The organism is Stenotrophomonas sp. Y6 (assembly GCF_022436665.1).
In the GTDB taxonomy this organism is placed as follows: Bacteria; Pseudomonadota; Gammaproteobacteria; order Xanthomonadales; family Xanthomonadaceae; genus Stenotrophomonas; species Stenotrophomonas acidaminiphila_A.
Genome location: NZ_JAKUKB010000005.1, coordinates 1 through 21,260 on the forward strand (window position 1 = coordinate 1; position 21,260 = coordinate 21,260).

A 21,260-nucleotide genomic window follows, 5' to 3' on the forward strand; every position below is an offset into this window, starting at 1 on the left:
GTCCAGCGCGCCGCCTTCCAGGTAGACCGAATAGCCCATCGCCTGCAGCCACGCCTGCTGCTGCGGCGACCACAACGGCGTGGACGCGGCCGCGTTCACTGCACCCTGCTGGCCGGTTGCCGCCAGCGCTGCCACAGCCACATCAGCGGCCCGGACAGCGCATACAGCACGCCGACCACGAACAGCGTGCGCGGCAGGTCCACCACCATGATGGCGATCACGATCGGCACCAGCGCCAGCACCATGAACGGCACGCGCTCGGAGCGCGGGCCCTTCTCGCTGCCGCCCTTGAAGCTCCAGAAGCGGATGCGGCTGACCATCAGCAGCGCGGCGACGATGGACACCGCCAGCGCCACGTAGCGCAGCTCCTCGCCGCTCCAGCCCAGGCTGCCGTCGGCGAACGCCCAGACGAAGGACATCATCAATCCCGCCGCCGCCGGGCTGGCCAGGCCCACGAACCAGCGCTTGTCCACCGTGCCCACCTGGGTGTTGAAACGCGCCAGGCGCAGCGCCGCGCAGGCCGCGTACAGGAACGCCGCCAGCCAGCCGATGCGGCCAAGCACCTCGCCGTCGAACTTCAGCGAGGACAGCGACCAGTGGTACATCACCAGCGCCGGCGCCATGCCGAAACTGACCAGGTCGGCCAGCGAGTCGTACTGGACCCCGAACTCGCTGCTGGTGCCGGTCAGCCGCGCCACCCGGCCGTCCAGCCCGTCCATGACCCCGGCCACGAACACCGCCACGGCGGCGTTGACGAAGTCGCCGTTGGAGGCGGCGATGATCGCGTAGAAGCCGGCGAACAGCCCGGCGGTGGTGAACAGGTTCGGCAGCAGGTAGATGCTGCGCGAGCGCGGCGGCGGTCTGGTTTGGTCCATGCGGCCAGTTTAATCGACTTGCCAGCCGCGTCACCGGGTGCTGCAATCGGGTTCTGTCCCGTCAAGCGACCGGAGTCGCCATGCGCGCCCTGCCCCGTTTCTGCTGCCTGCTGGCCCTGGCCGGCGCCGCCGGTGGTGCCGTTGCCGGCACCGGCAACCTGTACAAGTGGAAAGACGCCAATGGCGTGACCCAGTACTCCGAGCGCCCGCCGGCCGGACAGAAGTACGAGACCCGCCGCATCACCACCTCCGGCGAGCCGGTGGCCGCGGCCGAGCCGGCCAAGGCCGACGAGGCGCCGGAGTGCACCGCGGCGCGGCACAACCTGGAACTGCTCAAGGGCAGCGGCCCGCTGATGCAGGACACCAACGGCGACGGCAAGCCGGACACCCAGCTGGACGACGCCCAGCGCAGCGCGCAGAAGCAGCTGGCCGAGGCCGCCGCGGCCGCCTACTGCAAGAAGTAGGCGACGCCCCGGGCCTTGCGGCGCCTGGGCTTCTGGCAGAATAGGCGGTCCGCCGTTCCGTGAAGCCACCCCATGCGCCTTTCCCGTTTCCACCTGCACACCACCAAGGAAACACCCGCCGACGCCGAGCTGGTCAGCCACAAGCTGATGCTGCGCGCGGGCATGATCCGCAAGCTGGCCTCGGGCCTGTACACCTGGTCGCCGCTGGGCCTGCGCGTGCTGCGCAAGGTGGAGGGCATCGTCCGCGAGGAAATGAACCGCGCCGGCGCGGTGGAACTGCAGCTGCCGACCATCCAGCCCAGGGAGCTGTGGGAGGAAACCGGGCGCTGGGAAAAGTTCGGCGGCCAGCTGCTGAAGATCAAGGACCGCAAGGAGCAGGAATACTGCTACAGCCCTACCGCCGAGGAAGCGATCACCGACTTCGCGCGCCAGGAGCTGTCCAGCTACAGGCAGCTGCCGGTCAATTTCTACCAGGTGCAGACCAAGTTCCGCGACGAGATCCGCCCGCGCTTCGGGGTGATGCGCGCGCGCGAGTTCCTGATGAAGGACGCGTATTCCTTCCACCTGGATGACGCCAGCCTGGTGGCCGAGTACGAAAACATGAAGGCCACCTACACCCGCATCTTCACCCGCCTGGGGCTGGAGTTCCGCGCGGTGCAGGCCGATTCCGGCGCGATCGGCGGCGACGCCTCGCAGGAATTCCACGTGATCGCCGATTCCGGCGAGGACGCGCTGGCGTTCTCCACCGGCTCGGACTACGCCGCCAACGTCGAGGCCGCCGTCGCCGCCGACCCGGCACCGCGCGCGGCCGCGACCGAGGCACTGCGCAAGGTCGAGACCCCGACCCAGAAAACCTGCGGGGACGTCGCCGCGCTGCTGGGCATCGCCCTGGCGCGCACGGTCAAGTCGGTCGCGGTGATGAGCGCCGACGGCACCTTCGTGCTGGCGCTGGTGCGCGGCGACCACGAAGTCAACGAGATCAAGCTGGGCAAGGTGGCGGGGCTGGCCGACCACCGCATGGCCAGCGAGGCGGAGATCGCCGAGTACCTCGGCAGCGAACCCGGCTTCCTCGGCCCGCTCAACCCGCGCAAGGCGATCCGCATCGTCGCCGACCGCGAGGTGGCGGCGCTGGCCGATTTCGTGGTCGGCGCCAACGAAACCGGTTTCCACATCGCCGGCGTGAACTGGGGCCGCGACCTGCCCGAACCGGACGTGGCCGATATCCGCAACGTGGTCGCCGGCGACCGCGCCCGCGACGGCGGCGAACTGAAACTCGCGCGCGGCATCGAGGTCGGCCACGTGTTCCAGCTCGGCCGCAAATATGCCGAAGCACTCAAGGCCACGGTGCTGGACGAGAACGGCAAGGCCACGGTAATGGCGATGGGCTGTTATGGCATCGGCGTGTCGCGCATCGTCGCCGCCGCCATCGAACAGAACCACGACGACGCCGGCATTATCTGGCCGGTGGCGATGGCACCGTGGCAGGCGGTGGTGTGCATGATCAACCCGAAACAGGACGCCGCGGTGACCGCCGCCGCCGAAGCGCTGCTGGCCGAACTGCAGGCCGCCGGCATCGACGCCGCGCTGGACGACCGCGGGCTGCGCCCCGGCGCGATGTTCGCCGACATGGAGCTGATCGGCATCCCCCACCGCATCGTGGTTTCCGAGCGCGGGCTGGCCGCGGGCACCTACGAATACCGCGCGCGCGCGGCCAGCGAGGCCGAGAACCTGGACAAGGCCGGGCTGCTGCGGAAAATCGCCGGGTGACATGAAACAACGGCCCGGCAGCCGTTTCCCACGGCAAAGCCGCGCGAAGGGTGACGCACGGGGAAGTGCGCCATGGAAAAGGCCGGGGTCAAAACCCGGCCTTTTCTCATGTAATCAACACAGCGCCCAGATTATCGTTGCCGTTACCGTGAAACAGCCGCTATGCTTTGCGTGCTGCCACGGATCGGCTATACCCACCCCATTATCCGGAGTAGCGATTCGATGAGTATTGACCTCAGCGGCCTGTCGGCCCGAGAACTGGCATCCCTGATCCGCGACGCGCAGAAGCGCAAGAGCGTGGTCGCCAAGCGCCAGCCCATCACCAAGGTCCGCGCGCAGCTGGTCAAGACCGCGCAGAAGGCCGGTTACACCATCGAGGAACTGTTCGGCACCGGCGCGCCCAAGGCCAGCCGCGCCCCGCGCGCCGCCAAGGCCCCGGCCAAGAGCGCCAGCAAGGGTGTGAAGGTCGCGCCGAAGTACCGCGATCCGGCCAATGCCGCCAATACCTGGACCGGCCGCGGCAAGCAGCCGCGCTGGCTCGCCGAATACACCGCCGGCGGCCGCAAGGTCGAGGAATTCCTGATCCAGAAGTGATCAGGGCGGGAAGATGGCAATTAAAGAACGCCGGCATATGCCGGCGTTCTTTAATTGGCAAGGAGTGAGTGAAGAGGAGTGAGAAGTGAGAAGAAGCAAGAGCGATCTCCGCCTTCGCGGAGATGACGGCTTTTGCTCCTGCCTTTTCTCACTTCTCACTCCTCTTCACTCACTCCTCGCTCAAAGATTCTTCCGCGCCGGCACCAGCAGGTTGCCGAACAGCAGTCCCGCCACCAGCGCCATTACCACGTTCAGCACCGTCAGCAGCGCCGATTCACCGGCATTCACGTTCTGCTGCTGGATCAGGCTCAATACCCCGCGCAGGCTGATGCTGCCGGGTACCAGCATGATGATGCCGGGCAGGCGGATGATCGCCCCCGGGCGCTGCACCACGCGACCGAACAGATTGCCGGCGGCGGTCAGCATCATCGCCGCCAGGAATATCCCCGCCGGCCCGCCCCACTGCTGCCCGCCATAACGGGAAATGGCATACCCGGCCAGCGACGCGGCCATCACCCAGGGATAATCCCGGCGCGAGGCGCGGAACAGCATCGCGAAGGCGAACGCGGCCAGCATCACCGAGGCCCATTCCACCCATTCCGGTTGCGGGCGCGAGCCGCGCACCAGCGGATCGAGCCCGATCAGGTCGCTGATGGTCACCGCGATCATCGCGCCCACGGTCAGTTTCATGATCGTGGTCAGCGCACCGGCGAAACGCGCGGTGCCCGATACCCAGTGCTGGCTGGCCAGCTCATTGACCGCATTGGTCAGCGCCATGCCCGGCAGCAGCACCACCAGCGAGGCGATGATCACCGAATTCTGGTTCAACGGACCAATGAAGGTCGCCACCAGCACCGCGACGAAACCGGCCAGCATCGCCGCCAGCGCGTCGCTGGCCTCGCGGGTGGCCACGCGGCGGTCGGTGTAGAACAGCATCAGCCCGATCAGCAGGCCGGTGAAACCGGCGGTGACCACGTCCAGCCACGGCAGCCGCCACATGCCGGCCACGCCGGCCGAGCCGAGGCAGAAAGACAGCAGCATCTGCGCGTTGTCGCGCCAGGTCGGCGTCTTGTCGAGCCGGCGCAGCGCGGTATGGCCCTGGGCGATGCTCATCTGCCCGCTCGCCACCGCGTCGGCGATCTGGTCGGCCAGGGTCAGCTTGTGCAGGTCGTTGCTGCCCGGGTCCAAGCGCACCACGCGGGTGATGTCGCTGGAGCCGATCGCCTGGGTCGGGTCGCTGAAACTGAGGATCAGCCCGGTGGGGTTGGACCACGGCTCGCAATCCAGGTCCAGCCGCTGCGCCAGCGCCACCACCGCCGCTTCCAGCCGCTGCGCGGTGGTGCCGTAGGTATGCAGGCGGCCAGCGATCTCCGTGACGAAGGCCACGCGCTGCGCATAGGTTGCGCGTCCGGGGACGATGGAAACGGAGGCGATGGATTCGGCGGACATGCGCATTAGTATCACCCGGAAGTGCGCCGGCTTGATCGCTTCATGGGCCCGCGACGGGGTGACAGGGTATGCTCGGCGGCGGACGCCCCCATGAAGAACGCCGAACCGCCCCACTGCGCGATGGACCCGGACGTCGACGGCCAACTCCGGCTGTCGGGCAGCTGGACCCTGTCCACCGCCCTGCAATCGGCCCAGGTGCTGGGCGACATCCGGGCACCGGTGCGCGGGCTGGACGCGCGCGGCATCGACCAGCTCGACTCGGCCGGGGTGCTGCAGCTGCTGCGTTACTCGCGCAGCGCCGGGCTCAGCGACGATGCGCTGCTGTTCCGCGACGAGCACCGCGCGCTGGTGTGCACCATCGACGAGGTCGCCGACGAGCGCCCGCCACCGCAGCGCGACTACGGCGTGGCCGCGGCGCTGGAACGGCTCGGCCGCTCGGTGCATGCCATCGCCGGCAACATCGTGGTGCTGGTGGGCTTCTTCGGCGAGAACCTGGCCAAGCTGGCGCGCCTGCTGCGGCAGCCACGGCGCCTGCGCCTGACCGCCACCGTGCACCAGATGGAAGAGGTGGGGCTGGACGCGGTGCCGCTGATCGCGCTGCTGTCCTACCTGGTGGGTGCGGTGGTCGCCTTCCTCGGCTCGACCATCCTGCGCGACTTCGGCGCCGAGATCTACGTGGTGGAACTGGTCAACATCGCGTTCCTGCGCGAGTTCGGCGTGCTGCTGACCGCCATCGTGCTGGCCGGGCGCACCGCCAGCGCGTTCACCGCGCAGATCGGGGCGATGAAGGCGCGCGAGGAGATCGACGCGATCCAGACCCTGGGCCTGGACCCGATCGACCTGCTGGTGCTGCCACGGGTGCTGGCGCTGGTGGTGACGCTGCCGCTGCTGACCTTCATCGCCATGGTCGCCGGCCTGGCCGGTGGCGTCACCGTGGGCGCGTTCGACCTGGGCATCCCGCCGCAGATGTACATCGCCCGGATGCACGAGACCATGCAGCTGCGGCACCTGCTGGTGGGGCTGTCCAAGGCCCCGGTGTTCGCGCTGATCATTGCCCTGATCGGCTGCCTGGAAGGGCTCAAGGTGCAGGGCACGGCGCAGTCGGTGGGCGAGCGCACCACCTCCAGCGTGGTGCAGACGATCTCGCTGGTCATCATCCTCGACGCGCTGGCCGCGTTGTGGTTCATGCACATGGACTGGTGAGGGGGCGGCACGATGGCGATTCCCTCTAGGGACAGGCACGGCGGCGACGAACTGGCCATCCGCGTGCGCGGTCTGGTCAACCGCTTCGGCGACCAGACCGTGCACGACGGGCTGGACCTGGACGTGCGCCGCGGCGAGATCCTCGGCGTGGTCGGCGGCTCGGGCACCGGCAAATCGGTGCTGATGCGCTCCATCCTCGGCCTGCGTACCCCCGATGCCGGGCAGATCGAGGTGCTGGGCGTGGACGCACGCTCGGACCAACCGGCCGCGCGCCTGCATGTGGAGCGCAACACCGGGGTGCTGTTCCAGGACGGCGCGCTGTTTTCCTCGCTCACCGTCGGCGAGAACGTGCAGGTGCCGCTCAAGGAGCACCACCCGGAGCTGCCCGAGCGCTGGCATTACGAACTGGCGCTGCTGAAGGTGAAACTCGCCGGGCTGCCGGCCGATGCGCTCGACAAGCTGCCCTCGCAGCTGTCCGGTGGCATGCGCAAGCGCGCCGGGCTGGCGCGCGCGCTGGCGCTGGACCCGCCGCTGCTGTTCCTGGACGAACCCACCGCCGGGCTGGACCCGATCGGCGCGGCCGCTTTCGACCGCCTGATCAAGACCCTGCAGGAAGCGCTGGGCCTGACCGTGTTCCTGATCACCCACGACCTGGACACGCTCTACGCCATCTGCGACCGGGTGGCGGTGCTGGCCGACCACAAGGTGGTCGCCAACGCGCCACTGCCGGAGATCGAACGCCTCGACCACCCGTGGATCCGCGAATACTTCCACGGCCCGCGCGCACGCGCCGCGCGTGGCAGCGGGGAACGCGAAGCCGGGGGGCGCGAATGAACCGCCACCATCGCTTCGCCTTCACCGCCCTGCGGCAGTCTTCATCCCCGCACCGGCCGGACGCCGCCGCGCACCGGCGTCCGCTGCTCCCCGCTCCCCCTTCCCGGCCGTGACCCCATGGAAACCAAAGCCCATTACGTCCTGATCGGCGCCTTCACCCTCATCGTCTCGCTGGCCCTGCTCGGCTTCGGGTTGTGGGCGGCCAAGTATTCGTCCGACCGCACCTGGCAGGAGTACCGCGTCGTGTTCGACGAAGCGGTGACCGGCCTGTCGGTCGGCAGCCCGGTGCAGTACAACGGCATTTCGGTCGGTTCGATCACCGACCTGTCGCTGGCGCCGGATGACCCGCGCAAGGTGATCGCCAAGCTGCGGCTGAACTCGACCACCCCGGTCAAGACCGACACCCGCGCCAAGCTGGCCATCACCAGCATCACCGGCCCGGCCATCATCCAGCTCAGCGGTGGCAGCCCGCAGGCGCCGGCGCTGACCACGGTCAACCGCGAGCAGGTGCCGACGATCCAGACCTCGCCCTCGGCGCTGCAGAACATCACCGACGTGGCCAACCGCGTGGTCGAGCGCATGGACCAGCTGCTCAGCGACGAGAACGTGGAGCGCATCTCCAACACCCTGGCGCACCTGGAAACGGTCAGCGGCGGCCTGGCCGACCGTGACCAGGGCACCCAGGCGCTGCTGGTGGAAGCGCGCGACGCGGCGCGCAACCTCAACACCACCCTGGCCACCGCCAACGGTACCCTCCAGCACCTGGACCAGAACGTGGTGCGGCAGCTGCCGGCCACACTGGACAAGCTCGACGCCAGCCTGGCCAAGCTCGATTCGGCCGCGGGCAACGCCAACGCGATCCTCGGCGAGAACCGCGCGGCCATCAACAGCTTCGCCAACGATGGCCTGGCCCAGCTGGGCCCGACCCTGACCGAACTGCGCGGGCTGATCCGTGACCTGCGCCGGGTCAGCGACCGCCTCGAGAACAACCCGGCGCGCTACCTGCTCGGCCGCGATGCACCGAAGGAGTTCGAACCCAAATGAAGCGCTTCCCGTCGATGCGACTACTCGCCCCCTTCTGCGTCCTGGCCCTGGCCGGCTGCTCGGTGCTGGCCAGCGGCGACCGCCACCCGATCACCATCTACGCGCCGCAGGCGCGGGTCGCGGTGGACGCCTCGTGGCCACGGGTGGACTGGCAACTGGCCGTGGCCAAGCCCGCCGCCGCGCGGCTGGTGGACAGCCCGCGCATCAACGTGCGCCCGACCCCCGGCGAACTGGAGGTCTACCGCGGCGCCACCTGGTCGCAACCGGCCACCGACATGCTCGAGGACGCGCTGCTGCGCGGCTTCGAGGACTCCGGCCGGATCGGCGCGGTGGCGCGCATCGCCACCGGCATCCGCTCGGACTACAAGCTGGCCATCGACCTGCGCCGCTTCGAGGCGGACTACGCCGGCAACGCACGCCCGGCGGCGACCATCGAGCTCAATGCCAAGCTGATCCACAGCCTGGACCAGCGCGTGGTGGCCTCGCGCACCTTCCTGGTCACCGAGCCCGCCGCCGACACCGCGGTGCCCAGCGTGGCCACCGCGTTCGAGACCGCGCTGGCACGGACCACCACCGAGCTGATCGGCTGGACCCTGGCCGCCGGCCAGGCCGACTGGCAGGCCCACCCCGCCCCGTAGATGCGGGGCTTGCCCCGCATGTTTTTGCACGCCTTCCCGCATCGCGCCGTGCCGGGCGAGACCATCCCACCCCGCGTGTTTTTTGCATGGCACGGTGCCGGGCAAGCCCACCCCGCCCCGCGTGTTTTTTGCATGGCACCGTGCCGGGCAAGGGCGGCGTGCCGGGCAAGGGCGGCGTGCCGGGCAAGCCCGGCACCTACGGTGTGGTGGGCATCCGCGCTGATCACGCGTCGTCCATCCGTGTTCCGATACCGGCCGAGCCACGCCGCACAAGCCCGGCACCCGCATTGACATACCCGTAGATGCGGGGCTTGCCCCGCATGCTTTTCTGCACACCATCCCGCATCGCACCGTGCCGGCGAGACCACCCCGCCCCGCGTGTTTTTTGCATGGCACCGTGCCGGGCAAGCCCGGCACCTACGGTGTGTGGCAGGCATCGGGCTGATCACGCGTCGTCCATCCGTGTTCCGATACCGGCCGAGCCACGCCGCACAAGCCCGGCGCCTGCATGGCATACCGTCCTGTAGATGCGGGGCTTGCCCCGCATGCTTTTCTGCACGCCCTTCCGAACCGCGCCGTGCCGGGCGAGCCCACCCCGCCCCGCGTGTTTTTTGCATGGCGCCGTGCTGGGCGAGGGCGCCGTGCCGGGCAAGCCCGGCACCTACGGTGTGTGGCGGGCATCCGCGCTGATCACGCGTCGTCCATCCGTATCCCGATACCGGCCGAGCCACACCGCACAAGTGCCGGGCAAGCCCGGCACCTACGGGGTGTGGTCTTCTCCGGTGCCGTGCCCGCGGCGCGGCGCGGCTGCTCAAGCGTCCGCGGTGGCGGTCACCCGCGCATGCCACGCCGCATAGGGCGTGTTCTTGGCCAGGTGGCGGTTGTAGTCAGGGGCGCCATCGCTCCACCACACCGGGCCACGTTCGCCCAGCACGCGCTTGGCCGCGTCCACCGCCTGGCCGGCACGCGCCAGCGCCTGCGGGTCGCCGGCGCGGCGCGCGCGGCCGACCTCGCGACGCGCGGCCATCAGCTCACGCACCGCCGCCTGCCGCTGTTCCTCCGGCAGATGCGGATTGGTGGCGCGCCACAGGCGGCCGCGCACCACCAAGTAACGACCATCGGGGGTACGCAGCGGCGACGCGTTCATGCCGGTCGGGGGTGCGGGGACATGCCACCACCCTGGCCGCCGGTGCGTGCAGGGGGTGTCGATGCCACGCGCGCTCAGTGCAACGTCACCACGATCGGCTCGCCACGGGTGACGATCAGCGTGTGCTCGTACTGCGCGGAGCGGTTGCCGGGCGCGCCGCTCAGGGTCCAGCCGTCGTCGCCTTCCTCGACCATGCGGCTGCGCGTGGACAGGAATTGCTCGATGGTGATGACCATGCCTTCGTGCAGCCGCCGCGTGTCGTGCGGGTCGTGGTAGCCGGGAATGTGGTCCGGTTCCTCGTGCAGCGCGCGGCCGACGCCATGGCTGCCCAGGTTCTCGATCACGCGGAAGCCGGCCTGGCGCGCGGTGCGCTCGATCGCCGCACCAATCCGGTTGAGCGGCTGGCCGGCACGCGCGACCTTCAGCGCGTTGGCCAGTGCGCTGCGTGCGGCGTGGCACAGGCGCAGGTCGCGCGCCGCGGCCGTGGGTAGCACGCGGGTACCGCCGGTGTCGGCAAAGTAGCCGCCAAGTTCGGCGGAGACATCCACGTTGACCACGTCGCCAGCGGCCAGCACGCGCGCGCCCGGCACGCCGTGGGCGGCCTCTTCGTTGACGCTGATGCAGGTCGCGCCGGGGAAGCCAAGGGTCAGGCGCGGCGCCGGCTGCGCGCCGTGCGCGGCGAGCAGGCGCTCGCCGATCAGGTCGAGCTCACCGGTGGTCATACCGGGGCAGGCGACGGCGAGCATTTCCTCGCGCACCCGCGCGACCAGCCGGCCGATACGTTGCAGGCCGTCGATGTCCGACTGCGATCCGATGGTCATGGGGTTCCCCAGATGATTGGCGGGAACAGGCTAGCAGCGTTATGTCTATTTTATTCAAACCATTGATTTAAATAATAAATTTGTCGAATATCACGGCCCCGGCGAACAGTCCGGCACCGAACACGGCATGCGTGGCCAGGCTCTGCAGCCGCGCCTGCCACGGCCGCGGCGTGCGCGCGGCGGCGATGCCGGCGCCGAACGCCGGCTGCATCATCAGGAAGGGCAGCAGCACGCTGCCCACGCCGAACCCCAGCGCCGCGCCCAACGTCGGCTGGCGCAGCCAGGTACTGCCCGGCATCGCCATCAGCGTCCCGGCCATGCCGACGCCGATGGCGTAATGCGCGCACCAGCCCAGCATGCGCTCATGCCTGACCGGCGCGGCGTCGCCGATGGCGGCATGGCGGCAGCGCCCGGCGCGCCAGTGCCCGATCCAGCGGCCGAGCAGCGCGTAGTCCAGGGTGGGACGCCCGAGCCGGCGCAGCAGCACCGCCCACAGATCGGTCGCCGCGGTGGCGACGATGCCCATGACCACGACCCGCAGCATGACTCCCCCACCGTCCATCGCCCTTCCCGCCTGTGCGCAAACCTGTTTCCATCCGTCTCGACGTTGAAGCCGACTTGAGGTCAAGCGTGCAGGAGATCGACATCGGGCAGGTGGTACGGCAGAGCGGGATCGCCGCGTCCCCCTGCGCTATGACGAAACCCGCGGCCTGGTCCAGCCGATCGGTCGCAACGGGCTGCGGCGCGTCTATGCGACCTCGGTGCTGCAGCGCCTGTCGCTGATCGCACTGGGGCGCGCGGCCGGGTTCCCGCTGGAGGAGATCGGCAGCATGCTCGGCGACGGCGCCATGCCCGGCATCGATCGCCCGCAGCTGCTGCGCAAGGCCGACCCGCTGGAGCGGCGCATCACCCGGCTGCAGGCCCTGCGCGATGGCCTGCGCCATGCCGCAGGCTGCCGTCACGCCGACCACCTGCAATGCCCCACCTTCCAGCGCCTGATGCGCGCCGCACTGCGCCGACAGCGCCGGCGGGGCGATGACCGCGGGCGGACTTCACCGTGACTTCGCCGCGCCCCCATCGAGGCGCCGCGAAACGGGCCGATGCTGCGGGCTCCTCCTTCCCTTGTGGAGTACCGCCATGAAGCACCGCGTGATCCGCCCGGCCGTCGGCACCGGCCTGCTGCTGCTCGTCCCCCTGGCCCTGACCCTCCGCGACCGCCACGCGCCCGCCGGCGAAGGCTGGCATTGGGGCCCGCTGGACTTCGTGGTGATGGGCGCCCTGCTGTTCGCCACCGGGCTGGGCTACGCCTGTATCGCGCCCCGGCTCGGCGGCAGGGGGCAGCGGTGGACGCTGGGCATCGCCCTGCTGTGCGCGCTGCTCGCGATCTGGGTGGAGCTGGCGGTGGGCGGCATCAGCCAGCTGGCCGCGCACCTGGCGGGCGCCCGCCCCGCCTGAGCGTGCGGCGCGGCGCCCCCGCGCCTCACGGCTTGAGCAGACGCTCCTCGACCGCGGAGAACGCCGAGTGCTCGCCCTTGCGCGCTTCCGGCAGGCCGGTGGCGAAGAACGCCACGCCGGTGCCGCTGGCCGGGTCGACCCACAGCCCCGACAGCAGCCCGTACGCCGAGCCGGAGTGGCCGATGCGCGCCACGCCATCGCCGAACGGATCGTCGCGGCAGCCCTTCACCGGCGTGGCCAGGGTCTGCATCGCCAGGCCATAGCGGCAGAAGAAGCCGTCACCGCCCTGGCCGCTGTCGTCCTCTTCGGTGGTCATGCCGTCGCCGGGGGCGTAGGTCCACTGCGGGCGTGCCAGTTCGCGCACGGAGTCGGCGCGCAGCAGGCGCACGCCGTCCACTTCGCCCCCCCCCAGCAACAGCCGCCCGATCTTCGCCAGGCCGTTGCCGGAAATGCGCAGCCCGCCCTGCGGTGCGAACAACGCACCGTTGTCGCCGGCGCGCCAGCGGCCCAGGTCGCAGCTGCCATCGGCCGCGGCCACCACCGGGCAATCGGGGCGACGGCCGCGGTTGTCGTCACGCACCGGCCGGTGCGCTTCGTCGTACAGCACCACCGCGCGCGCCACGCTGGCGTCGTCGCAGCTGGCCCAGTTGTAGCAGGCGGCGATGCCGAGCGGCTGCAGCACCAGGCGCTGCATCAGCCGGTCGAAGCGTTCGCCGCTGGCCTTCTCCATCACCGCGGCGATGAGCGGGAAATCGATGTTGGCGTAGCGGAAGTACGTGCCCGGCGCGTGCGCCGTGTCCCACGCGCGCGGGTCGTCCAGCACGGTGCGCAGCGGCGCGCCCAGCGGCACGGCGTAGTAGCCGGCGGCATCGGTGAGCCCGGCGCGGTGCGACAGCAGCAGGCGCAGGGTAATGGGCGTGTCCGGGAACTGCGGGTGGCGCAGCGGCCAGCCGAGCCAGCGCGACACATCCGCGTCCAGCTCCAGCTGCCCGGCCTCGACCATGCGCATCACCCCCAGCGCGGTGACCAGCTTGGAGATCGAGGCGATGCGCACCGGATCGTCGGCGCTGACCGCGCGCCCGGCGGCGATGTCGGCCATGCCCTGCACCTGCGTGGCGGTCACGCCGTCGCGGTCGAACGCCACCCGTACCGTCGCCACCGGCTCGGCCGCCTGCAGGCAACCGGCCAGCAGCCACATTCCCAGCACAAGCCCAACGCGCATTGCCCGCTCCCCTCGATTGGCGAAGCGCCGACCATAGGCAACAACCGCGTTGGCGTCGAGTGCGCATGGGCACATGCGCGGGCGTGCCGGCGCGGGGCGTCAGCTGAGCGCCGAGGTGGATTCGTAGGGCAGCGGGCGCAGGCCAAGGCGCACGATGGCCGCGCCGGCCACGTCGAGCACCTCCGGTTCGGCGTCGATCACAAGCAGGATGTGGCCGGCCTGGACTTCATCGTCGAAGGCCTGGCGCACCGGATCGGGCACGCTCGCCCCCAGCAGTGCCGATGCCAGGCTGCCGACCATCGCACCGGCCACGCCCACCGCCGCGGCACCAGCCAGGGTGATGCCCAGCGGCGGCACGGCAACGGCCACCAGTCCGGCCAACAGCCCGGTGGCGGCGCCGTAACCGGCGCCACGGCCCACCGCCGCCATCAGGTCGGTATCGGCCATCTTGCGCGTATCCGGAATCGCGCGTTTCTCGATGTCGGCGCGCGCGACCAGCAGGATGGCGTCGTTGTCCACGCCGGCGCTGCGCGCGGCCGCCATCGCCTGTTCGGCCAGCGCCAGCCCGGGCGCACTGAATACATGGCGCTTGTTCATGGCCGCCCCCTGCCTGCGCGACGACCGGCAAGCGCGCGCATGGCAGTGGCCGGAACGCTTGCCGCCCCCCGCGCCGCCTGCCGTGCGGGGTGGATCGTGCGCGGGCCGCCGCCAGCGGGGCGCGACGGCGCTTGCACCTGGCCGGTGCTGTCACGGGTGTGGGCCATGGGAGTTCCTCGCGCATCGCGGCACCTGCCGCGGATCGAGCGTGCGCTGCGGCCGGTCAGCGGGGTGTGCCCGGGCGTGATGCGCGCGGACACAAACGTGAGCGCCGGGGAAACAACGGCGGTTCAGCCCTCCAGGCCAAGGAATACCCGCATCCGCGCCAGCTCCGCCTCCAGCGCGGTGTCGAACGCGGTGTCCTTCGGCGCGTGGCCGGCGACATAGTGCAGCCGCGCCTGCAGCGCGCCCGCCACTACCGACAGGTTGCCCCAGCCGATCACCTGCCCGCGCCACAGCAACGGCATCGCGTAGTAGCCGAGCTTGCGCTTCGGCGCCGGGGTGTAAGCCTCGAACCGGTAGCTCCAGCCCCACAGTTGTTCGAAGCGGCGGCGGTCCCACACCACCGGGTCGAACGGCGTCAGCAGGCGCGCGTCCTCATCCGGCTGCCAACGCCGGCTTTCGGCGCGCTCACCGTCAGGCCACAGCCAGTCCACGCCGTCCACGCGCGCGCACTGCAGGCGCTGCCGCGCGCGCAGCAGCGCCGGCCGGCACGCATCGCGCCACTGCGGCACGCCGTTGCCGAGGTAGCCGACCAGCTGCCGCAGGCTGGCGGCCGGCAGCGGCGCGTAGGTATTCACGATCAGGTCGAGCAACGCATCCAGCCGCGCGGGGATCTCTTGCGCCGCCACCGGCGGGGCGTCCTCGCGCACGGCGTACACGCGCGTACCGCCATCGCGCCGCGCCACCCGCAGCAGGCCGCGGTAGTGCATGCCGTCGAGCAGCTGGGTGCTGGCGTTGGACGCGCCGCCGAACCCATTGGTGGTCTTGCCGTGGGCGAAATGGGCATCGACCTGGCGCGGATGCACCGCACCGTGCGCGGCGACGAACGCGCGCACCGCGTGCGCCTGCTTCCAGCGTGCCGGAGTCCATGCCACGCGCGCCTGCCGCGGATGCATCAGCGCCTGGTGCGCGCGCGGCAGGAAGCCGTAGTTGACGAAGAAATCCTCTTCCAGCGGCAGGCGCGGATAGCGCCGTTCCAGCTCGCCGGCACGGTAGTCCCTGACCCGGTGGCGCAGGGTCAGGTCCTGCGCGCGTGCCGGCGCACGGATGGGATCGGCCTGGACGAAGCCGAGTTTGGTGATCGCCCGCATCAGCGTGGTCGGCGCGAACAGCGAGCGGGCCACGGCATAGCGGCGGAGCTGGTCGAGGGTGGGCGGCATGCGCGCATCATGCCAGCCGCCGGCGCCCTGGCGCGCATCGCGACATGCCGCTCACGCCACGCAGCGGCACGCCCGTGGCGGCGTGCGCGGGCACTTCCTGTACCATCGACCGCGAGAAGGACGCCATACGCAGACAGGGAGTCCGCCCATGCGTGCGAACCGCTCCAAGAGCGCACTGCTCTACCGCCAGCTCCGGCGGGCCTTGCAGTCGGGGCGTTACCTGCCCGGGCAGCGGATCGATCCGGGCACGCTGGCCGAGGAATTCAGCATCAGTCCCACGCCGGTGCGGTTCGCGCTGTACCGCCTGGTCGGTGAGGGGCTGATCGACGATCACGCCCGCGACGGACTGCATGTGCCGCTGCTCACCGAAGTCGCCCTGCGCGACCTCTACGACTGGATGGAACGCCTGCTGCTGATGGCCTGCGAGGTCGAGGCACCGCCCGCGGTGGGCGCCGGCGAAGCACTGCCGTACCTGCCTGGCGGTCCCCACGGCGACCCGGTGAAGGGCACCTGGCAGCTGTTCGACGCCATCGCCCGCGCGCCCGGATTCCGCCCGCTGCACCATGCGGTGAAACAGGCCAACGACCGGCTCGCGCCGGTGCGTCGCGCCAAACGCGGCCTCATCGACCAGCCCGACGAGGAACTGGCGCGGCTCGGCGGCCACTGGCAGGCGCGCGACATGGCGGCGCTGCGGGCCGGGCTGCGCGCGTATCACGCACGCCGCAGGCAACTGGTGCCGCGGATCGTGGCGCTGCTGGTCGACCGTCGCGACCAGCAGCCGTAACCGTCGCCCATGCACCACCGCCCGCGCGCATGCCATCACGCCGGTGCATGGTGCCGGCAGTGCCGGCCGGCGCATGCCGGAGCAGCGGCGCCCATGCACCGCACAGGGAAGCGGCGCATTGCATGACCGGCTGCACGTCTTCGGACAATCATCGTTTAGCAACGCAATAATCATTTGATAATCAAATTTCCCGGCTCCTAGGCTGGCTGTCGTCATGGAAACCGCCATGACGCAACCGCAGGAGAGGCAAAGATGAACAGCAACGACAACCACCGCATGCACGCGGACGATGTGATCGTGCTCGGCGTCGCCAGTGTGGAGACGCAGGGCATCCTGCAGGGCAACGAGCCGATGGGCGGCGAGCCGGTCCCCGGCATTTCGGAAGAGTAGGAAGCAGGGCGCACCGCGAGGTGCGCCCTGTTCTTCGGCCGGAGCGCCCGCCATGCCACGCTGCATCGACCCGGATCTGTCCTACTGCCTGATCGACGGCCGCCCGCTGTTCCTGGATCTGGCGGCGGACCGCTATTTCCGCCTTTCCGACGCACTGGAATGTGCCTTTCTCGCGCACCTGCGCGGCGCCACAGCGTCGGCGTCCGATACAGGGTGCCTGCGCGGGCTCCTGCCGGCAGTGGCGCGAGACGGCGCGCAGCCGGCGTCGACCGCCATCGATGCCCCGCGTGAAAGCGCGATGGAACCGATGCCGCACGGCAAAGCGGTCCGCGCGGGTGCGGCCCTCGGCGCCTTCAGCGATGTCAGCTCGGTGCAGCTGCAGCTGCGGTACCGCACGCTGAAGGACACGCTGGCATCCATGGCCCGCTATCGTGACGCGCGTGCGCACGTGCAGGACAGCGGACTGTCGCATGCCCTGCAGCACCGGCTGTGCGAGGCATCCGCGGCTTTCCGCATTCCCCGCCTCTACCATCCCGCCGCGACCCGCTGCCTGCCCGACTCGATCGCCCTGGTCCGCTTCCTGGCCAGGCGTGGATTGTTCGCGCACCTGGTGTTCGGGGTGGTGGCCACCCCCCTGTCGGCGCACTGCTGGGTGCAGGTACGACACCTGGTACTGAACGACACCGTCGGCAACGCCTGCGCGCACACGCCGATCCGGGTGGTGTGATGGCGTACCGGTACATCGCCCTGCTGCACCCGGCCACCGGCGATGCTGCGCAGCCGCTCGATGACGCGGTGCGCCGGCACTTCCCGTCCGGCATGCAGCGCCACCGGCTGGCGGCCGGCTGCACGCTGCATGTCTGCGCCACCACGCCGGTGATCCCGCTGGCGGGCCAGGGCCTGATCCTGGGCCACGTGTTCTCGCGCGCGGGCCTGCCGATCACCCATGCGGCGCAGCTTCCGGACTGCCGCAGCCCCGCGGATCTGCGCCGGCACATCCTGCAGGACTGCTGGGGCGCCTACCTCATCGTCCAGGCGGATCCCGCGCAGGCCGGCGACATCAGCTTCCAGCGTGACCCGGAAGGCGGAATGCCCTGCATCCATCACATCGATGGCGGCCAGGGGTTCGTCGCGTCGGACGTCGGGCTGGCCGTGCAACTGGCCGGCTATCGCCGGCGCGTGGATTGGGACGCCATCGGCCATCGGCTGCGTTATCCGGACATCAAAAGCGCGCGGACCGCATTGGCGGGCACACACGAACTGCTCCCCGGCACCCGGCTTGAGGTACGCGGACGACGCACGAGCGTTCATGTCGCCTGGTCGCCCTGGGACGTGGTGACCGGGGAACCGCCGTATGCCTGCGCCGACGAAGCGGCCAAAGCGGTTCGTGCCGCGGTCGACATGGCGACCCGCGCCTGGGCCGGCATCGACCGCTCGATCCTGCTGGAACTCTCCGGCGGGCTGGATTCCTCGGTGGTCGGTATCGGCCTGAAGGACAGCGGCGCCGAGGTGGCGTGCTGCACCCTGGTGACGCCGGTACCGGGCGCTGACGAGCGCCGTTACGCCCGCCAGGTGGCAGCGCTCATCGACGCACCGCTGGACGCCCAGACCATGGGCCTGGAATCGGCGACGCATGATTTCGACATCGATCCGTGCACGACGACGCCGCGGGTCGGGATGCTGCAGCACGTCACCGATACGATCATGGCGCAGGCCCGGCGCCGCCACGGTGCGGCCAGCTTCTTCTCCGGTGGCGGGGGCGACACCGTCTTCTGCTACCTGACCTCCGCGGCACCGGCGGCGGATGCATTGCGGCAGAAAGGGGCGGCGCAGGCACTGCGTGCCATCCACGACCTGGCCGGACTGCACCAGTGCACGGTCTGGAAGGCCGCACGGCTTGCCCTGCGCAAACTGATGCGGCCGCCCGCGCCGGCCTGCACCATGGCCGATGCCTTCCTCGCGCCCGGGCCCGCCGCATGCGCGCCCGACCCGCACCCGTGGCTGGACATGCCCGGGCGCGCCCTTCCGGGTGAACGCGAGCGGATCTTCGCGCTCGCAGCGACCCAGATCTACCGCGATTCCGCGCCGCGCGGGATGCATGCGCACCTGCGGCTGCCGCTGCTGTCGCAGCCGGTGATGGAGGCGACATTGCGGGCACCCAGCTGGATGTGGATCGCCGGCGCGCAGAACCGTTCCATCGTGCGCCAGGCCTATGCGGGCATGCTGCCACACGCGATCCTGGCACGCCGCAGCAAAGGATCGTTCAGTGCGTACATCGGTGCGCTGCATGCCCGCCACGCGCCACGCCTGCACGCCTACCTGCGGGAGGGCGTGCTGCATGCGCAGGGCATCGTCGACGGTCCGTCCCTGGACCGGTTCTTCGCGCGGGGGCCGGGCCCGCGCGACCGTGCGATCGGGCGCATCCTGGACCTGTGCGCGGTGGAGAACTGGGTGCGCCGGCAATCCTAGTCGGGCGCCTGCCCCGGCGACGCCGCGCCCCGCCTGTCCGCCATCATCCGCCAGCGCGCGTACTGCCCCGCCTTGGCGGGCTGCGGGTCCTCGAAGCCCTGCAACCAGAAGCGGAACCAGTCCAGGTTGCGCTCATACACCGCCAGCTTGTGCCGGGGCTGGAACTTCTGGTGCGCTTCGTTGGGGTACACGTACAGGTCCGCGCGCCGGTCACGGATCAGCGGCACCGCATAGTCGAGCGTATGCAGGTATTCCTGCTCCGGCAGCTGCATCAGCACCGGGATGTGGATCCGGTCCAGGTTGAACGCCGGCGACAGGCGTTTCCATTGCGCGGGTGTCGCCGCCGGATCGCCCAGCTGCCAATAGGTGCGCAGACGTGAGAAGAACGGCTCGCCCGACAGGCTCATCAGCGTGTAGGCAAGCGGCGAGAAGGCGATGCTGCTGACCGAAGCGGCGGACACCGTATGCGAGTGCATCGCCATCCACAATGTCACCTCGGTGCCGTAGCTGAGCCCGCCCATGCCGACATTCCCGGGCTCGATCTCGCCGCGTGACGACAGCAGCGCGATGGCGCTCTCGATCGCCGAGCGGCCGATCTCGAACCGGGTAACCGCATCCAGCACGCTGGGGGGCGCGTTGATGCACAGCGCCGATATGCCATGGCCCGCCAGTGTCGCCAATGGCCACTCGTCGCCGACTCCCCCACGCACGAAGCCCGAGCACCGGTAGTAGGTGAGGAACAGCGGCGCGGGCTGGCCGGCGGCGCGCCGGGCCGGGAAGTACAGCCCGTTGAACCGGCGCCCTGCCGCGTCCTGCCAGTGCAGCCGCTGCACCGGCACGCTGGCCATGTCCGCCGCCAATGCCGCATTCGGATCGAACAGCACGCGCCGGTCGCCCGAGTCCAGGTCGACCCGTTCCAGCCGGGGCGGATGGCGGGCGTCGGCGGCCACGCACACCAACGCCGCCGCCGACACGGCGCAGGTGCCGGGGACCCCACGCCCGCCGTTCATCAGCCCGGAGGTACGCACCACCGGGAGCACGCGGCCGGACGCGACGTTCCAGCGAAAAATGGACTGGGCCTGGCTGTCGTCCGCGTCGGTCACCGTAAACAGCACCTCATCGTGCCCCGGACGCCACTGGATGGCGGTGATCGGCTTGCCGGTACACAGCGGGTCGCGGCACTGCACCGGCCGCGCGCCCTTGCCCGCCGCCAGCACCGACAATGCCACCTCCGGCCGCGGCCCCACCCCCTGCCACTCGGTCACGTGGACCAGCATCGCGACGCGGGCGGCGTGCGCGTCCCAGGCCAGCTTCCAGGCCTTGAACGGCGCCACCCGCGCATGCGCTGGCGACACAGGCGGCGCCGCCCCGCCGCTCACCTCGCGTGCGTTCCCCGTGGCCAGGTCGAGCGCAAGCCAGCGGTCGGCAACACCGGCCAGCAACGGCGAACGGATCACGTCGCCGCCGTGCAGGCGCTGCGTGGCGGCACGCCCATCAAGGCGTCCGGACCGGTACAGCGGCTGGCCCAGCGCGACGGTTGCGTCGATATGGATGCCGTTGTCGTACTCGGCCTGCTCGGCATCGCGCACCTGCTGCCGGGTGGCACCCACGCGGTAGTGGAGCGAGCGCCCATCGGCGGCCAGCCGGAAGCCACGCACGTCTGCCGCGTCGCGTGTCACCGCGCGCGCCCCGGAACCGTCGGCGCGGGCACGCCAGACCGCGACACGACCGTCGAGCAGGGCCCGGTAGTAGAGGAAGCGGCCGTCCGGCGACCACGTCACCCCGGCCGGCGCCAGCGATGCCCCGTCCGATTCGCGCAACGGCTGGCCGCCCTCGCCCACCCTGCGCGCGGGTGCGCTGGCGTCCAGCGGCTGCACATACCAGGTGGTGTCGTGGGTATTGCGCTCGACCGAGGGCTGTTGCAGCCGGAACGCCACCCGGCTGCCGTCGGGTGAAACCGCCAGTTCGCCGAGGTCGGCGACTTCCACCAGCTGGCGGGGTGACACGCCCTGCGCATTCGCCGCTGCGCTGAGCAGCAGCGCTGCCACCGCCGGCGCACCCAGGCAGCGGGCCCGCTTCATCAATGGATGCATTGTTGGACTCTCCCCATGGAGCCAGGCGCCAT

The 21,260-nt window shown here is 70.5% G+C and carries 21 protein-coding genes and 1 pseudogene; 13 read left to right on the plus strand and 9 right to left on the minus strand.

All coding sequences use genetic code 11. From position 1 onward, the window contains the following. Window positions 1–95: 95 nt before the first annotated feature. Window positions 96–875 (minus strand): CDP-diacylglycerol--serine O-phosphatidyltransferase, encoded by a 780-nt coding sequence (pssA, locus tag MKP15_RS07680; protein ID WP_240212314.1) that lies wholly within the window; start codon window positions 873–875, stop codon window positions 96–98. Window positions 876–955: 80 nt separating this feature from the next. Here pssA and MKP15_RS07685 point away from each other — a divergent pair, with 80 nt between their 5' ends. The 3 genes and pseudogenes from MKP15_RS07685 to MKP15_RS07695 all read left to right on the plus strand — a co-directional run. Continuing rightward, a complete protein-coding gene (locus MKP15_RS07685) occupies window positions 956–1,339 on the plus strand; it encodes a DUF4124 domain-containing protein (protein WP_104939649.1) in 384 nt (127 codons plus the stop codon). A gap of 72 nt (window positions 1,340–1,411) precedes the next feature. Further along, window positions 1,412–3,106, plus strand: a complete 1,695-nt coding sequence (locus tag MKP15_RS07690; RefSeq protein ID WP_240212315.1) for a proline--tRNA ligase — start codon at window positions 1,412–1,414, stop codon at window positions 3,104–3,106. Window positions 3,107–3,328: 222 nt separating this feature from the next. Then, window positions 3,329–3,697 (plus strand): annotated as a pseudogene (locus MKP15_RS07695) (H-NS histone family protein); the annotation flags it as partial. 183 nt (window positions 3,698–3,880) lie between these two features. Here MKP15_RS07695 and MKP15_RS07700 read toward each other — a convergent pair. Beyond that, on the minus strand, window positions 3,881–5,134 hold the full coding sequence (locus tag MKP15_RS07700) for a threonine/serine exporter family protein (RefSeq protein ID WP_240212390.1): 1,254 nt from the start codon (window positions 5,132–5,134) through the stop codon (window positions 3,881–3,883). A gap of 105 nt (window positions 5,135–5,239) precedes the next feature. Here MKP15_RS07700 and MKP15_RS07705 point away from each other — a divergent pair, with 105 nt between their 5' ends. The 4 genes from MKP15_RS07705 to MKP15_RS07720 all read left to right on the plus strand — a co-directional run bounded on the left by MKP15_RS07705 (window position 5,240) and on the right by MKP15_RS07720 (window position 8,868). Beyond that, entirely contained in the window at window positions 5,240–6,352 is a 1,113-nt protein-coding gene (locus MKP15_RS07705) for an ABC transporter permease (protein WP_104939652.1), read from the plus strand. A gap of 12 nt (window positions 6,353–6,364) precedes the next feature. Then, the gene (locus tag MKP15_RS07710; RefSeq protein ID WP_161615468.1) at window positions 6,365–7,186 is read left to right on the plus strand and encodes an ABC transporter ATP-binding protein; all 822 of its coding nucleotides are present in this window, start codon (window positions 6,365–6,367) and stop codon (window positions 7,184–7,186) included. A 117-nt stretch (window positions 7,187–7,303) separates the two neighbouring features. Beyond that, window positions 7,304–8,230 carry an MlaD family protein gene (locus MKP15_RS07715; RefSeq protein WP_104939653.1) on the plus strand — a complete coding sequence of 309 codons (927 nt, stop codon included), beginning with the start codon at window positions 7,304–7,306 and terminating at the stop codon, window positions 8,228–8,230. After that, a complete protein-coding gene (locus tag MKP15_RS07720) occupies window positions 8,227–8,868 on the plus strand; it encodes an ABC-type transport auxiliary lipoprotein family protein (RefSeq protein WP_240212316.1) in 642 nt (213 codons plus the stop codon). The genes MKP15_RS07715 and MKP15_RS07720 overlap by 4 nt, the downstream gene beginning before the upstream one ends. A gap of 811 nt (window positions 8,869–9,679) precedes the next feature. On the opposite strand, the gene MKP15_RS07725 is transcribed toward MKP15_RS07720, so the two are convergent. From MKP15_RS07725 to MKP15_RS07735, 3 genes are all read right to left on the minus strand, one after another. After that, entirely contained in the window at window positions 9,680–10,015 is a 336-nt protein-coding gene (locus MKP15_RS07725) for a hypothetical protein (RefSeq protein ID WP_240212317.1), read from the minus strand. A gap of 74 nt (window positions 10,016–10,089) precedes the next feature. After that, on the minus strand, window positions 10,090–10,836 hold the full coding sequence (gene map / locus MKP15_RS07730) for a type I methionyl aminopeptidase (RefSeq protein ID WP_240212318.1): 747 nt from the start codon (window positions 10,834–10,836) through the stop codon (window positions 10,090–10,092). Window positions 10,837–10,903: 67 nt separating this feature from the next. Then, window positions 10,904–11,380 carry a DUF2938 domain-containing protein gene (locus MKP15_RS07735; protein WP_240212319.1) on the minus strand — a complete coding sequence of 159 codons (477 nt, stop codon included), beginning with the start codon at window positions 11,378–11,380 and terminating at the stop codon, window positions 10,904–10,906. Between the two features lie 217 nt (window positions 11,381–11,597). Between MKP15_RS07735 and MKP15_RS07740 the strand changes: the two genes are divergently transcribed. Together MKP15_RS07740 and MKP15_RS07745 are read left to right on the plus strand one after the other, a co-directional pair. After that, window positions 11,598–11,897 carry a MerR family DNA-binding protein gene (locus MKP15_RS07740; protein WP_345778725.1) on the plus strand — a complete coding sequence of 100 codons (300 nt, stop codon included), beginning with the start codon at window positions 11,598–11,600 and terminating at the stop codon, window positions 11,895–11,897. Window positions 11,898–11,973: 76 nt separating this feature from the next. Further along, the gene (locus tag MKP15_RS07745) at window positions 11,974–12,291 is read left to right on the plus strand and encodes a hypothetical protein (protein ID WP_240212320.1); all 318 of its coding nucleotides are present in this window, start codon (window positions 11,974–11,976) and stop codon (window positions 12,289–12,291) included. Between the two features lie 25 nt (window positions 12,292–12,316). Here MKP15_RS07745 and MKP15_RS07750 read toward each other — a convergent pair whose 3' ends face one another. The 3 genes from MKP15_RS07750 to MKP15_RS07760 all read right to left on the minus strand — a co-directional run bounded on the left by MKP15_RS07750 (window position 12,317) and on the right by MKP15_RS07760 (window position 15,492). Beyond that, window positions 12,317–13,513, minus strand: a complete 1,197-nt coding sequence (locus tag MKP15_RS07750) for a serine hydrolase domain-containing protein (protein ID WP_237723631.1) — start codon at window positions 13,511–13,513, stop codon at window positions 12,317–12,319. Window positions 13,514–13,612: 99 nt separating this feature from the next. Continuing rightward, window positions 13,613–14,110 carry a hypothetical protein gene (locus MKP15_RS07755; protein WP_240212321.1) on the minus strand — a complete coding sequence of 166 codons (498 nt, stop codon included), beginning with the start codon at window positions 14,108–14,110 and terminating at the stop codon, window positions 13,613–13,615. Window positions 14,111–14,400: 290 nt separating this feature from the next. Continuing rightward, window positions 14,401–15,492: a crosslink repair DNA glycosylase YcaQ family protein gene (locus MKP15_RS07760; protein ID WP_240212322.1), complete on the minus strand. Its 1,092-nt coding sequence runs from the start codon at window positions 15,490–15,492 to the stop codon at window positions 14,401–14,403. Between the two features lie 148 nt (window positions 15,493–15,640). On the opposite strand from MKP15_RS07760, the gene MKP15_RS07765 reads away from it, so the two are divergent. From MKP15_RS07765 to MKP15_RS07780, 4 genes are all read left to right on the plus strand, one after another. Next, window positions 15,641–16,276: a GntR family transcriptional regulator gene (locus MKP15_RS07765; RefSeq protein ID WP_240212323.1), complete on the plus strand. Its 636-nt coding sequence runs from the start codon at window positions 15,641–15,643 to the stop codon at window positions 16,274–16,276. A 252-nt stretch (window positions 16,277–16,528) separates the two neighbouring features. Continuing rightward, on the plus strand, window positions 16,529–16,666 hold the full coding sequence (locus MKP15_RS07770; RefSeq protein ID WP_240212324.1) for a benenodin family lasso peptide: 138 nt from the start codon (window positions 16,529–16,531) through the stop codon (window positions 16,664–16,666). A gap of 52 nt (window positions 16,667–16,718) precedes the next feature. Next, window positions 16,719–17,393, plus strand: coding sequence for a lasso peptide biosynthesis B2 protein (locus MKP15_RS07775; protein WP_240212325.1), 675 nt, complete (start codon window positions 16,719–16,721; stop codon window positions 17,391–17,393). After that, on the plus strand, window positions 17,393–19,135 hold the full coding sequence (locus tag MKP15_RS07780; protein ID WP_240212391.1) for a lasso peptide isopeptide bond-forming cyclase: 1,743 nt from the start codon (window positions 17,393–17,395) through the stop codon (window positions 19,133–19,135). The genes MKP15_RS07775 and MKP15_RS07780 overlap by 1 nt, the downstream gene beginning before the upstream one ends. On the opposite strand, the gene MKP15_RS07785 is transcribed toward MKP15_RS07780, so the two are convergent. Beyond that, a complete protein-coding gene (locus MKP15_RS07785; protein WP_240212326.1) occupies window positions 19,132–21,216 on the minus strand; it encodes an Atxe2 family lasso peptide isopeptidase in 2,085 nt (694 codons plus the stop codon). The genes MKP15_RS07780 and MKP15_RS07785 overlap by 4 nt on opposite strands. Between the last annotated feature and the right edge of the window lie 44 nt (window positions 21,217–21,260).